At 61.0% G+C, this 13,899-nt stretch carries 8 protein-coding genes and 1 pseudogene; 3 read left to right on the top strand and 6 right to left on the bottom strand.

All coding sequences use genetic code 11. From position 1 onward, the window contains the following. The first annotated feature begins 5 nt into the window (after nucleotides 1–5). Both AB4O12_RS23655 and AB4O12_RS23650 read left to right on the top strand, forming a co-directional pair. Nucleotides 6–449 (top strand): excinuclease, encoded by a 444-nt coding sequence (locus tag AB4O12_RS23655; protein ID WP_095181023.1) that lies wholly within the window; start codon nucleotides 6–8, stop codon nucleotides 447–449. 135 nt (nucleotides 450–584) lie between these two features. After that, nucleotides 585–1,021, top strand: a pseudogene (locus AB4O12_RS23650) (excinuclease). Between the two features lie 103 nt (nucleotides 1,022–1,124). On the opposite strand, the gene AB4O12_RS23645 reads toward AB4O12_RS23650, so the two are convergent. Continuing rightward, a complete protein-coding gene (locus AB4O12_RS23645) occupies nucleotides 1,125–2,027 on the bottom strand; it encodes a LysR family transcriptional regulator (RefSeq protein WP_056787362.1) in 903 nt (300 codons plus the stop codon). Between the two features lie 118 nt (nucleotides 2,028–2,145). Between AB4O12_RS23645 and AB4O12_RS23640 the strand changes: the two genes are divergently transcribed. Beyond that, nucleotides 2,146–3,420 carry an MFS transporter gene (locus tag AB4O12_RS23640; RefSeq protein WP_056787358.1) on the top strand — a complete coding sequence of 425 codons (1,275 nt, stop codon included), beginning with the start codon at nucleotides 2,146–2,148 and terminating at the stop codon, nucleotides 3,418–3,420. 176 nt (nucleotides 3,421–3,596) lie between these two features. Here AB4O12_RS23640 and hemE read toward each other — a convergent pair whose 3' ends face one another. The 5 genes from hemE to aroB all read right to left on the bottom strand — a co-directional run bounded on the left by hemE (nucleotide 3,597) and on the right by aroB (nucleotide 13,861). Next, nucleotides 3,597–4,664, bottom strand: coding sequence for a uroporphyrinogen decarboxylase (gene hemE, locus AB4O12_RS23635; protein WP_076565240.1), 1,068 nt, complete (start codon nucleotides 4,662–4,664; stop codon nucleotides 3,597–3,599). A gap of 251 nt (nucleotides 4,665–4,915) precedes the next feature. Continuing rightward, a complete protein-coding gene (locus AB4O12_RS23630) occupies nucleotides 4,916–6,334 on the bottom strand; it encodes an FAD-dependent oxidoreductase (RefSeq protein WP_007909438.1) in 1,419 nt (472 codons plus the stop codon). Nucleotides 6,335–6,367: 33 nt separating this feature from the next. Further along, nucleotides 6,368–10,813, bottom strand: coding sequence for a glutamate synthase large subunit (gene gltB / locus AB4O12_RS23625; protein WP_252887194.1), 4,446 nt, complete (start codon nucleotides 10,811–10,813; stop codon nucleotides 6,368–6,370). Nucleotides 10,814–11,163: 350 nt separating this feature from the next. Further along, nucleotides 11,164–12,750 (bottom strand): AAA family ATPase, encoded by a 1,587-nt coding sequence (locus tag AB4O12_RS23620; protein ID WP_041477574.1) that lies wholly within the window; start codon nucleotides 12,748–12,750, stop codon nucleotides 11,164–11,166. Nucleotides 12,751–12,760: 10 nt separating this feature from the next. Next, nucleotides 12,761–13,861: a 3-dehydroquinate synthase gene (aroB, locus tag AB4O12_RS23615; RefSeq protein WP_460059798.1), complete on the bottom strand. Its 1,101-nt coding sequence runs from the start codon at nucleotides 13,859–13,861 to the stop codon at nucleotides 12,761–12,763. Nucleotides 13,862–13,899 lie beyond the last annotated feature (38 nt).

Raw genomic sequence — 13,899 nt, 5'->3', positions numbered from 1 at the left:
CCTACATGCACTTCAAGAAATTCGCCGCCGTTACCCTGCTGCTCTGCGCCCTGCCAGCGGTCAGCCAGGCCCGCGACACGGCGGTCTACCTGCCATTCGACAAAGCCGTCGCCGAAGCCACCCGCTCCGGCAAGATCGATGGCAGCGTGAAATTCTATCTGGCCGGCAACACCCCGGCCGGTAAAGTCACCGTGGTCAGCGCCGACGCCGTGACCAACAAGAAAACCAACGCCTTCAACAAGTCCGACGAAGTCGCCTGCGAATGGGTTGCCCAATCGGCAATCATCAGCCTGCACCAGGCCGCGAAAAACGCCGGCGCCAACGCCGTGACCAACATCGTCAGCTTCTACAAGCGCAACGAGCGCAAGGACGCGCAAACCTACGAATGCCACGCCGGCGCGATCATGGCGGGCGTTGCGCTGAAGGGTGATCTGGCGAAGGTTCAGTAAACGCCAGAAATGACAAAGGGCGCCGTTTGGCGCCCTTTTTATTTGCAGTGATTCAGCAGCATCTACACTCGCTGATGCAGGTCGCAGCACCGTCACCTGCCCTCGCAGTCTCTTTCACCGTCAAAGGAGATGACCATGCAAGTGAAAGCCCTGATGGCCGCTGCGCTTATCGCCCTGCTGCCAAGTGCCAGCCATGCCACCAACCTCATGTACATGCCTTTCGAAACCGTGCTGTCGGACGCCATTCGCGCCGGTCGGCTGGATGGCAGTGTGAAGTTCTACCTGATCGGCAACGGGCCGCAGGGCACTCAGCAGTTGCTGGCCAAGGGGTGGTCAGTGATTTGAAAACCAACGGCTTCAACAAGAGCGATCAGGCTTCGTGTGAATGGGTGTTGCAGTCGAATCTGATCAAATTGCAGGCTGATGCCAAGCGGGTCGGGGCGAATGCGGTGGTCAATATCGTCAGCTACTACGACCAGCGTGTACGCAAGGATTTGAATACCTACGAGTGCCGGGCAGGAGTTTTTGTTACCCGGGTGGCTTTGAAGGGGGATTTGGTGCGGTTGCCCTGAAATCTGTGATGTTTGGGCCGACGCCTTCGCGAGCAGGCTCGCTCCCACCTTGGAATGCGTTTCCCTGTGGGAGCGAGCCTGCTCGCGAAAGCGCCAGCCGCCTTCACACCGTCAGCGGTTCAACCTTGCGCGTAAGCAGTTCGACAAACGCCTTGGCCATCGGCGATTTCTGATCTTTGCGCTGCACCAGCCACACCGCCGAAATCGCTTCGGGATCGAGCAGCGGGCGGTAGACCACGCCGTCGATGCGCATGCGTTGGTAGGACGCTGGCAGCACCGATACACCCAAGCCCGCCGCCACCAGACCAATAATGGTCATCGCCTCACCAGCCTCTTGAGCGAAGTGCGGGCTGAAGCCGGCGTCACGGGCCAGGTTTAGCAGTTGCGCATAGAGCCCGCTGCCATAGCTGCGCGGGAAAAATACGAACGGTTCCAGCGCCAGCGCCGAGAGAAACAGGCCTTCATCGCTACTTTGGGCCAGTGGATGCTTGGAACTGAGCACCGCCACCAATGGCTCGCGCATCAACTCCACAACACTCAGTGAATCTGGCAATCCCAGCGGGCGCATGATGCCGACTTCGATCGACTCGTCCACCAGAGCGTCGGCGACCATGGTGCTGCTCATTTCGCGCAAATTCAGATGCACCGCCGGAAAGCGCTGACGAAAGGAAAAAATCGCCTGCGGAATGGTCGAGTTGAACGGCGCCGACGAGGTGAAACCAATCTTCAACTCACCCAGCTCACCAAGTTGCGCACGCCGGGCAACATCCGCGGCCTTGTCGACCTGCGCCAGCACCAGCCGCGCCTCCTGCAGAAACAGCCTGCCCGCCTCGCTCAATTCGACCCGACGATTGGTGCGCTCGAACAAGCGCGCGCCGAGCTGTTGCTCCAGCGCCTGAATCTGCTGGCTCAGCGGTGGCTGGGAGATGCCCAGCACCTGTGCGGCGCGGCCAAAATGCAGTTCTTCGGCGACGGCGATGAAGTAACGCAGATGACGCAATTCCATAGAATTTCCATTAGGTCGCAAAAGCTATCAAACAGGTCGAACAATATATTGGATAGAAACATTAGCCAGCTATATGATTTTTTCATTGCCTGCCCGGCTGTGCTTTCCGAGGTCTGAAGTGAAAACTGCTGTCGCGCCCCTTGCCCACGAAATCCCGCCCGCAGCCGACGACGATGCCCTCGCCGAGCTGCAGGAGATCTACATCGAAAAAGGCACGCCGGCGTTCATGCGCACGGTGCTGGCGCTTTTCTGTGGCGGCTTTGCGACGTTCGCGCTGCTCTATTGCGTGCAACCGATGATGCCGCTGCTGTCCCACGAATACGGGATCAACGCGGCGCAGAGCAGTCTGATCCTCTCGGTGGCAACCGGCATGTTGGCCTTCGGCCTGCTGATCACCGGGCCGATCTCCGACCGCATCGGCCGTAAACCGGTGATGGTCGCGGCATTGTTCGCTGCCGCGCTATGCACCATCGCCAGTTCGATGATGCCGAGCTGGCACGGAGTGCTGATCATGCGCGCATTGATCGGCCTGTCATTGAGCGGTCTGGCAGCGGTGGCGATGACCTATCTGAGCGAAGAAATCCATCCTCAACACATCGGCCTGGCGATGGGTTTATACATCGGCGGCAACGCGATCGGCGGGATGAGCGGACGCTTGATAACTGGCGTGCTGATCGACTTCGTCAGCTGGCACACGGCGATGCTGGTGATCGGCGGTCTGGCGCTGGTCGCGGCGGCGGTGTTCTGGAAGATCCTCCCGGAGTCGCGCAACTTCCGCGCCCGCTCACTGCACCCGCGCAGCCTGCTCGACGGCTTCACCATGCACTTTCGCGACGCCGGCCTGCCGCTGCTGTTTCTTGAAGCGTTCGTGCTGATGGGCGCGTTTGTCACGCTGTTCAACTACATCGGCTACCGCTTGCTGGCTGCGCCGTACAACCTCGATCAGGTATTTGTCGGATTGCTCTCGGTGGTCTACCTGTCGGGGATCTACAGCTCGGCGAAGATCGGTTCGCTGGCGGACAAACTGGGGCGGCGCAAAGTGCTCTGGGCGACGATTGCGCTGATGTTCGCCGGGCTCGCGCTGACGATGTTCACGCCGCTGTTGCTGGTCATCATCGGCATGCTGGTGTTCACCTTCGGCTTCTTCGCTGCGCACTCGGTGGCGAGCAGCTGGATCGGCCGGCGCGCGTTGACCGCCAAGGGTCAGGCGTCGTCGCTGTATCTGTTCAGTTATTACGCCGGGTCGAGCATTGCCGGGACTGCGGGCGGGGTGTTCTGGCATCTGGGCGGGTGGAACGGCATCGGCCTGTTTATTGGTGCGTTGTTGCTGATTGCCCTGCTGGTGGCGTTGAAGCTGGCGAAGTTGCCGCCGTTGCAGGGTGTCAAAGCCTGACATAAAACCCTGTGGGAGCGAGCCTGCTCGCGAATGCACTGTGTCAGGCAACATCAGTGTTGAATGACACACCGCTTTCGCGAGCAGGCTCGCTCCCACAGTTGATTTGGGTACGACATTAGATCGTGCAAAAGAAAACGCCCGGCATTGGCCGGGCGTTTTTTATTGGGCGCTGATCACTCGTGATACTGCGCTGACAGCTCATGCACCGCACGCAGGAACGCGCCGGCATGTTCCGGATCAACTTCCGGGGTGATGCCATGACCAAGGTTGAACACGTGGCCGCTGCCCTTGCCATAACTGGCCAGAATGCGCCCGACTTCAGTGCGGATCGCTTCCGGTTTGGCGTAGAGCACGGTCGGGTCCATGTTGCCTTGCAGCGCGACCTTGTCGCCGACACGGGCACGGGCGTTGCCGATGTCGCAGGTCCAGTCCAGGCCGAGGGCGTCGGCGCCGGCTTCGGCGATGCTTTCCAGCCACAGGCCGCCGTTCTTGGTGAACAGAATCACCGGCACTTTGCGTCCGTCGTTCTCGCGGATCAGGCCGCTGACGATTTTCTTCATGTAAGCCAGGGAGAATTCCTGATACGCCGCCGCCGACAGGTTGCCGCCCCAGGTATCGAAGATCTGCACCGCTTGCGCACCGGCCATGATCTGGCCGTTGAGGTACGAAGTCACCGACTGCGCCAATTTGTCGAGCAGCAGGTGCATGGCTTGCGGGTTGTCGTAGAGCATCGCCTTGGTCTTGCGGAAGTCTTTCGAGGAGCCGCCTTCAACCATGTAAGTCGCGAGGGTCCACGGACTGCCGGAGAAACCGATCAACGGCACGCGACCGTTGAGTTCGCGACGGATGGTGCTGACCGCATCCATCACGTAGCCGAGGTCTTTGTGCGGATCCGGGATCGGCAGGGCTTCGATATCGGCCAGGGTACTGACGACTTTCTTGAAGCGCGGACCTTCACCGGTCTCGAAGTACAGGCCCTGGCCCATGGCATCGGGAATGGTGAGGATGTCGGAAAACAGGATCGCCGCGTCCAGTTGCGGGTAGCGGTCGAGCGGTTGCAGGGTGACTTCGCAGGCGAATTGCGGATTCATGCACAGGCTCATGAAGTCGCCGGCATGCGCGCGGCTGGCGCGGTACTCCGGCAGGTAGCGACCGGCCTGGCGCATCATCCACACAGGGGTGACGTCAACGGGTTGCTTGAGCAGGGCGCGGAGGAAACGGTCGTTCTTCAGGGCAGTCATGTCGGCATCCGGAAAAAAAGTGCGGGCATTTTCTCAGAGCGCGAGGCAAAAGGCACGGATGTGGGTCAGCCTTTTGTCTATCGGGTCAATTTGTCGCGCTGGAATGCGCTATCAGCAACACCGAGAAACAACTGTGGGAGCGAGCCTGCTCGCGAAGAGGGCTTCACATTCAACATCTCTGTTGACTGATCCACCGCTTTCGCGAGCAGGCTCGCTCCCACAATTAATCCCATTCCAATTTTGGAAAGTGATCAGACACCCAGGTAATCGAGGATCCCTTCAGCCGCATTGCGCCCCTCGAAGATCGCCGTCACCACCAGGTCGGAACCGCGCACCATGTCGCCGCCGGCGAAGATTTTCGGGTTGCTGGTCTGGTGCTTGTACTGACCTTGCTCAGGCGCAACAACGCGGCCCTGGCTGTCGGTCTGGATCTCGAACTGTTCGAACCACGGCGCCGGGCTCGGGCGGAAGCCGAAGGCGATGACCACGGCATCGGCCGGAATGATCTCTTCGGAACCCGGGATCGGCTCGGGGCTGCGACGGCCACGGGCATCCGGTTCGCCGAGACGGGTCTCGACCACCTTCACGCCTTCGACCTTGTCTTCACCGACGATAGCGATCGGCTGGCGGTTGTAGAGGAATTTGACGCCTTCTTCCTTGGCGTTCTTCACCTCTTTGCGCGAGCCGGGCATGTTCGCTTCGTCACGACGATAAGCGCAGGTCACCGACTTGGCGCCCTGACGGATCGAGGTGCGGTTGCAGTCCATCGCCGTGTCGCCGCCGCCGAGTACCACGACCTTCTTGCCTTTCATGTCGACGAAATCTTCCGGCGACTTTTCAAAGCCCAGGTTGCGGTTGACGTTGGCAATGAGGAAATCCAGCGCGTCATAAACGCCCGGCAGATCCTCCCCGGCAAAACCGCCCTTCATGTAGGTGTAGGTGCCCATGCCCATGAACACCGCGTCGTATTCGGCGAGCAGTTGTTCCATGGTCACGTCTTTACCGACTTCGGTGTTGAGACGGAACTCGATGCCCATGCCGGTGAAGACTTCGCGACGATTGCTCAGCACGGTCTTTTCCAGCTTGAACTCGGGGATGCCGAAGGTCAGCAGGCCACCGATTTCCGGGTTCTTGTCGAACACCACCGGGGTTACACCGCCACGCACCAGCACGTCGGCGCAACCCAGACCCGCCGGGCCTGCGCCGATGATCGCGACACGTTTGCCGGTCGGCTTGACCTTGGACATGTCCGGGCGCCAGCCCATGGCGAACGCGGTGTCGGTGATGTACTTCTCGACCGAACCGATGGTCACCGCGCCGAAGCCGTCGTTGAGGGTGCAGGCACCCTCGCACAGACGATCCTGCGGGCACACCCGGCCGCAGACTTCCGGCAGGGTATTGGTCTGGTGCGACAACTCGGCGGCCTGGAGGATGTTGCCCTCGGCGACCAATTTGAGCCAGTTGGGAATGAAGTTGTGCACCGGGCACTTCCATTCGCAATACGGGTTGCCGCAACCCAAGCAGCGGTGGGCCTGATCGGCCGACTGCTGGGGTTTGAACGGTTCGTAGATTTCAACGAACTCTTTCTTGCGTTGACGCAACAGTTTCTTCTTCGGATCCTTGCGCCCGACATCGATGAACTGGAAGTCGTTATTCAGACGTTCAGCCATTGTTAAAACCTCATCAAACTCTTCAGGCGCATATCACTGCGGGTTGGCACGAGTGCTGGAAAGCAGGGTTTTCAAGCTGGCAGCCTTGGGCTTGACCAACCAGAAACGCCGCAAGTAATCGTCGAGGTTCTCGGCGAGTTCACGACCCCACTCGCTGTCGGTTTCGGCGACGTACTCGTTCAGCACGTTCTGCAGGTGGCTGCGATAGGCTTCCATCGCCTCGCCGCTGATCCGCTGGATTTCCACCAGTTCGTGATTGACCCGGTCAACGAAGGTGTTGTCCTGATCGAGCACGTAGGCGAAACCACCGGTCATGCCAGAACCGAAGTTGTAACCGGTCTTGCCCAGCACGCAGACGAAACCACCGGTCATGTACTCGCAGCAGTGATCGCCAGTGCCTTCCACGACGGTGTGGGCACCGGAGTTACGCACGGCGAAACGCTCGCCTGCGGTGCCGGCGGCGAACAACTTGCCGCCAGTGGCACCGTACAGGCAGGTGTTGCCGATGATGGCGCTTTCCTGAGTTTTATAGACGCTGCCCTTCGGCGGCACGATGACCAGCTTGCCGCCGGTCATGCCTTTGCCGACGTAGTCGTTGGCGTCGCCTTCCAGGTACATGTTCAGACCGCCGGCGTTCCACACACCGAAGCTCTGACCTGCCGTGCCCTTGAAGCGGAAGGTGATCGGCGCTTTCGCCATCCCCTGGTTGCCATGCTTGCGCGCGATTTCGCCGGAGATCCGCGCGCCGATCGAACGGTCGCAGTTGCAGATATCCAGCTCGAACTCGGCACCGCTGAGGTCGTTGATCGCCGACGAGGCCAGCTCGACCATCTTCTCCGCCAGCAGACCTTTATCGAACGGCGGGTTGCGCTCGACGCCGCAGAACTGCGGTTTGTCCGCCGGGATGTGATCGCTGCCCAGCAGCGGGGTCAGGTCCAGGTGATGTTGCTTGGCGGTCTGGCCTTCGAGGATTTCCAGCAGATCAGTGCGACCGATCAGCTCTTCGAGGGAGCGCACACCAAGCTTGGCCAGCCACTCACGGGTTTCTTCGGCGACGTAGGTGAAGAAATTCACCACCATGTCGACGGTGCCGATGTAGTGATCCTTGCGCAGCTTCTCGTTCTGCGTCGCGACGCCAGTGGCGCAGTTGTTCAGGTGGCAAATGCGCAGGTATTTGCAGCCCAGTGCGATCATCGGCGCGGTACCGAAGCCGAAGCTCTCGGCGCCGAGGATTGCTGCTTTGATCACGTCGAGGCCGGTTTTCAGGCCGCCGTCGGTCTGCACCCGGACTTTGCCGCGCAGGTCGTTGCCGCGCAGGGTCTGGTGGGTTTCAGCGAGGCCGAGTTCCCAAGGTGCGCCCGCGTATTTGATCGAAGTCAGCGGCGAAGCACCGGTACCGCCGTCGTAACCGGAAATGGTGATCAGGTCGGCATAGGCCTTGGCCACACCGGCGGCGATGGTGCCGACGCCCGCTTCAGCTACGAGTTTCACCGAAACCAGCGCCTGCGGGTTGACCTGCTTGAGGTCAAAGATCAGTTGCGACAAGTCTTCGATCGAGTAGATATCGTGGTGCGGCGGTGGCGAAATCAGGGTCACGCCCGGCACTGCGTAACGCAGTTTGGCGATCAGCCCGTTGACCTTGCCGCCCGGCAGTTGCCCGCCCTCGCCCGGCTTGGCGCCTTGGGCGACCTTGATCTGCAGCACTTCGGCGTTGACCAGGTATTCCGGGGTTACACCGAAACGGCCGGTGGCAACCTGCTTGATTTTCGAGCTCTTGATGGTGCCGTAACGCGCCGGATCTTCACCACCTTCGCCGGAGTTGGAACGCGCGCCGAGGCGGTTCATGGCTTCGGCCAAGGCTTCGTGAGCTTCCGGCGACAGTGCGCCCAGCGAGATGCCGGCGGAGTCGAATCGCTTGAGCACCGACTCCAGCGGCTCGACTTCACTGATGTCCAGCGGCGTGTCGAGGGTCTTGACCTTGAACAGGTCGCGAATCATCGACACCGGACGGTTGTCCACCAGTGAGGTGTATTCCTTGAACTTGGCGTAGTCGCCCTGCTGCACAGCGGCTTGCAGGGTGTTGACCACGTCCGGGTTGTACGCGTGATATTCGCCACCGTGGACGAACTTCAGCAGACCGCCCTGCTGGATCGGCTTGCGCGGGCTCCAGGCTTCGACGGCGAGGGCTTTCTGCTCGGCTTCGATGTCGACGAAACGCGCACCCTTGATCCGGCTTGGCACACCACGGAAGCTCAGCTCGCAGACTTCTTCGGACAGGCCGATGGCCTCAAACAGCTGCGCACCACGATACGAAGCGATGGTCGAGATACCCATCTTCGACAGGATCTTGAGCAGGCCTTTAGTGATGCCTTTGCGGTAGTTCTTGAACACCTCGTAGAGGTCGCCCAGGACTTCACCGGTACGGATCAGGTCGCCCAGCACTTCGTAGGCCAGGAACGGATACACCGCCGAGGCGCCGAAACCGATCAGCACGGCGAAGTGATGCGGGTCACGGGCGGTCGCGGTTTCAACGAGGATGTTGGAATCGCAACGCAGGCCTTTTTCGGTCAGACGGTGGTGCACTGCACCGGTCGCCAGCGAAGCGTGGATCGGCAGCTTGCCCGGGGCGATATGACGGTCGCTGAGGACGATCTGGGTACGCCCGGCGCGCACGGCTTCTTCAGCCTGATCGGCAACGTTGCGGATCGCCGCTTCGAGGCCAAGGCTTTCGTCGTAGTTGAGGTCGATGATCGCCCGTTCGAAACCCGGACGGTCGAGGTTCATCAGCGAGCGCCACTTGGCCGGAGAGATCACTGGCGAGCTGAGGATCACGCGCGAGGCGTGTTCCGGCGACTCCTGGAAAATGTTGCGCTCGGCACCGAGGCAGATTTCCAGCGACATCACGATCGCTTCACGCAGCGGGTCGATCGGCGGGTTGGTCACCTGCGCGAACTGCTGACGGAAATAGTCGTACGGCGTGCGCACACGCTGGGACAGCACAGCCATCGGCGTGTCGTCGCCCATCGAGCCCACGGCTTCGTAACCTTGCTCGCCAAGCGGGCGCAGCACCTGATCACGCTCTTCGAACGTGACCTGATACATCTTCATGTACTGCTTGAGCTGGTCGACGTCGTAGAAAGCCGAACCGTGGTCGTTGTCTTCCATGGTCGCCTGAATGCGCAGGGCATTCTTGCGCAGCCATTGCTTGTACGGATGACGGGATTTAAGACGGTTGTCGATCGCATCGGTATCGAGGATCTGCCCGGTTTCGGTGTCCACGGCGAAGATCTGGCCCGGGCCGACGCGACCCTTGGCGAGCACGTCTTCAGGCTGGTAGTTCCACACGCCGATTTCCGAGGCGAGGGTAATGAAACCATTCTTGGTGGTGACCCAGCGCGCCGGACGCAGACCGTTACGGTCGAGCAGGCACACCGCGTAGCGACCGTCGGTCATTACTACGCCGGCCGGGCCGTCCCACGGCTCCATGTGCATCGAGTTGTACTCGTAGAACGCACGCAGATCCGGGTCCATGGTTTCGACGTTCTGCCACGCAGGCGGAATGATCATCCGCACGCCACGGAACAGGTCGATGCCACCGGTGACCATCAGTTCGAGCATGTTGTCCATGCTCGAGGAGTCGGAACCGACACGGTTGACCAGCGGGCCGAGCTCTTCCAGATCCATCAGATCATTGGTGAACTTGGTCCGACGGGCCTGCGCCCAGTTGCGGTTACCGGTGATGGTGTTGATTTCGCCGTTGTGGGCGAGGAAGCGGAACGGCTGCGCCAGCGGCCATTTCGGCAGGGTGTTGGTGGAGAAGCGCTGGTGGAACACGCAGATCGCGGTTTGCAGGCGCTCGTCACTCAGGTCCGGATAGAACGCGGCCAGGTCGGCCGGCATCATCAGGCCTTTATAGATGATGGTCTTGTGCGAAAAGCTGCAGATGTAGTGGTCGGTGTCAGCGGCGTTGGCCACCGACGAACGGCGACGGGCGCTGAACAGCTTCACCGCCATGTCCTGATCGCTCAGGCCTTCGCCGCCGATGTAGACCTGCTCGATCTGCGGCAGACGCTCAAGGGCCAGGCGGCCGAGGACGCTGGTGTCGATCGGCACTTTGCGCCAGCCGATCAGTTGCAGGCCTTCGGCGAGGATCTCGCGGTTCATGTTCTCGCGAGCGGCTTCGGCCTTGGCCGGATTCTGATTGAAGAACACCATGCCCACTGCATATTGCTTGGGCATTTCGACACCGAAGCTCTCCTGGGCAATGGCTCGCAGGAAGGCGTCGGGTTTTTGAATCAGCAGACCGCAACCGTCACCGGTCTTGCCGTCGGCATTAATCCCACCGCGGTGGGTCATGCAGGTCAGGGCCTCGATGGCCGTTTGCAAAAGGGTATGACTGGGCTCGCCCTGCATATGAGCTATCAGGCCGAAACCGCAGTTATCCTTGAATTCATCTGGTTGGTACAGACCTGCTTTCATAGACACTTTCTCACCAGGCTGCCTCTACTCGAGGCAAATTTCTTTTCAATTCAACCACTTGCGTTCCGCGCCGAACGTACGCCGGCTTAGCGGGGGCAAAAGGGTGGTCATTGTACACAGCGACACAGAGGCTCACAAATTTGACGACGAACTGTCGCAAATTCATGTCGCATTTGTGAAAGGTTTAAAGCGATCTGCTGTGCTAGTCAAAACTTTTTTAATTTTGACCGCAACGACTCAAAGACTACTGTGACGCAGACACCACAAGGCACGCGGCCCTTTCAGGCGGCGCGCACTCGTGGAGATTTTGAGGTGCCGGGAGAGGCGGCCTGGGTAAGGCCGCCGAATCTTCAGCGAGTTGTTGCCAGTTCCTGTTGGACGCTGGCGACAGTGCGAGGCCAAGGTTTACCAGCCTGAACCTTCGCTGGCAAGGCCTTGATGGCAGAAACGGCCGCATCACGATTGGCAAAGTTGCCATAGGTGATCACGTAAAGCGGCTTGCCGTTGAGGACTTTCTTGAAATAACGGTACTCGCCGCCCTGCTCCTTGACGAAGTTCTGCGCAGCGGTTTCCGAGCTGGTGCCGAGGATCTGCACGACATAGTTGCTGGTCGGCTGACCGGCGTACCAGCTGCCACCGGCGGCTTTGGCAACCGTGACCGGCTTGTCGGCAGGCTTGGACGGAGCGGGGGCCGGTTTCGCGGCTGGCGCTGGCGTGGCCGGAGCAGGCTTGGCCGTGGCGATCTGCGTCGGTGCCGGTGTTGGTGCCGGTTTGGCGGCAGGGGTCGGAGCCGGTGTCGGCGCAGGACCGGCCGGAACGCCCGCAGGCGGTGCAGAGGTGGTTACGGTCGGCGGCGTATCGCTGGAGCCTTCCAGTGGCACGCCGTCGTCGCCTTCGGTAATGCCACCGGCGGCCTCGGCCAGCGGGCCACGCATGACCGGCTGCGAGTTGCCGACCAATGGCAGCGGCATCGGCTGGGTGTTGCCGGCGAATTCGACGGACGGGTTGGCGCCGTTCGCTGCGCCCTGACCCAATGGCAGTTGCGCCTGTTCGTTGGCCGGAGCACCGGTGGTCGGTGCCTTGCTGCGACCCGGCATCAGCCAGGCGGCGGCAACCGCGACCACAACGACGGCGGAAATCGCCAATACGTGTTTCTTCGGCATGTTGAACCCCATACTTGGACGCTTGACCGCGGAGCGGCTGGCAATCATGACTTCGATCAGTGCATCGCGAGCGACCTGGTTGATGTTGCCCGGCCAGCCCTCGGAGCTTTCGTGAATATCAGAGATCTGATCTGCGGTGAAAAGTTCGACACCCCGGCCCGCGCCTTCTAGCCGCTGGTCGAGATATTCGCGGGTCTCTTCTTCGGTGTACGGCTGCAATTCGATGACGTGGAAACGCTCTTCTTCGAGCTGCAACGCCTCAAGCTGAGCGATCAGCGACGACTCGCCGAACAGGAACACATGCGGACGACCTTCCGGCGTGCCGGCGCCGAGCGCCATCAACGCTTCCAGCGCGGACTCGTCGAGCTGCTCGGCATCGTCCACGAGCAGATAGACTTCCTGCCCGGTCAGACCCAGTTGCACCACCTGCTCGAGAATCGCGCCGACTTCGGCCTGCGCGACATCCAGCGCCTGCGCCACCTGGCGCAGCACGCCGGCCGCATCACCGGCGCCACGGGCGGAAACCACCACGCTCTGCACCGATTGCTTATTGGTGCTGGCCACCAGCGCCTGCCGCAGCAGGGTCTTGCCGCTGCCTTGCGGGCCGGTGACCACCAGCAGCAACTGGCTGTAACGCGCCAGGTGATGCAGTTGACCCAGCACCGGTTTGCGCTGGGCCGGGAAGAATTTGAAGCCCGGCACCCGTGGCGCGAACGGGTCGTGACTTAACTGGAAATGGCCGAGAAACGCCTCGTCGGCATGCAAACTAGTCATCGGAATCGTTTTAACCTTTAAGCTGAGCCAGGGCGCGGTAATCCGCTCCCAGCGTGGCCTGTAGAACCTCTTTCGGATAATCGTCGGTCACTACCGCTTCGCCCATCCGGCGCAGCAGCACCAGGCGCAGACGACCGTCGATCACTTTTTTATCAATTGCCATGTGTTGGAGAAAATCGGCTTCGCTCATCTCTTCAGGCGGAATGACCGGCAGACCGGCCCGCTGGAACAGACGAATGCCGCGATCACGCTCCTGTTCGCTGATCCAGCCCAGGCGCGCGGACATTTCCAGCGCCATCACCGTGCCCGCCGCCACCGCCTCGCCATGCAGCCAGACACCATAGCCCATGTGGGTTTCGATGGCGTGGCCGAAGGTGTGGCCGAGGTTGAGCGTAGCGCGGACGCCGGTCTCCTTTTCATCGGCGCCGACCACCGCAGCCTTGGCCGCGCAGGAACGCTCGATCGCATAGGTCAGCGCGGTTTGATCCAGCGCGCGCAGGGCGTCGACGTTTTCTTCGAGCCAGGTCAGGAATGGTTCGTCGCAGATCAGGCCGTACTTGATGACTTCCGCCGGGCCCGCCGACAGCTCGCGCTGCGGCAGGGTTTTCAGCGATGCGGTATCGATCAGCACCACGTTCGGCTGATAGAACGCGCCGACCATGTTCTTGCCCAGCGGATGGTTGATGCCGGTCTTGCCGCCGACCGAGGAATCGACCTGCGACAACAGCGTGGTCGGAATCTGGATGAAATCGACACCGCGCTGATAACAGGCGGCGGCGAAACCGGCCATGTCGCCGATCACCCCGCCGCCCAAGGCGATCACGGTGGTGCGGCGGTCATGACGGGCGGTCAGCAGACCGTCGAAAATCAGTTGCAGGGTTTCCCAGTTCTTGAAGGCTTCGCCGTCAGGCAACACCACCGAGATAACCGAAAACTGCGCAAGGCTGCGGGTCAGACGTTCGAGATAGAGCGGCGCGACGGTTTCGTTGGAGATGATTGCCACCTGCCGCCCGTGGATATGCGGCGCCAGCAGTTCCGGCTGATCCAACAGACCTTCGCCAATATGAATCGGGTAGCTGCGCTCGCCTAGATCGACCTTGAGTGTCTGCATGTGTCCCCACAGTGAAGATGGAAGCAGGCATCCTGCCC

The organism is Pseudomonas sp. S2_A05 (assembly GCF_054668485.1).
This window is presented reverse-complemented; position numbering and strand designations above follow the sequence as displayed.

What these genes read in the sequence shown, in the direction of transcription:
- AB4O12_RS23620 (WP_041477574.1), bottom strand. Translation starts at nt 12,750, where the DNA reads ATGACTAGTTTGCATGCCGACGAGGCGTTTCTCGGCCATTTCCAGTTA.
- AB4O12_RS23655 (WP_095181023.1), top strand. Translation starts at nt 6, where the DNA reads ATGCACTTCAAGAAATTCGCCGCCGTTACCCTGCTGCTCTGCGCCCTG.
- AB4O12_RS23645 (WP_056787362.1), bottom strand. Translation starts at nt 2,027, where the DNA reads ATGGAATTGCGTCATCTGCGTTACTTCATCGCCGTCGCCGAAGAACTG.
- gltB (WP_252887194.1), bottom strand. Translation starts at nt 10,813, where the DNA reads ATGAAAGCAGGTCTGTACCAACCAGATGAATTCAAGGATAACTGCGGT.
- AB4O12_RS23630 (WP_007909438.1), bottom strand. Translation starts at nt 6,334, where the DNA reads ATGGCTGAACGTCTGAATAACGACTTCCAGTTCATCGATGTCGGGCGC.
- hemE (WP_076565240.1), bottom strand. Translation starts at nt 4,664, where the DNA reads ATGACTGCCCTGAAGAACGACCGTTTCCTCCGCGCCCTGCTCAAGCAA.
- aroB (WP_460059798.1), bottom strand. Translation starts at nt 13,861, where the DNA reads ATGCAGACACTCAAGGTCGATCTAGGCGAGCGCAGCTACCCGATTCAT.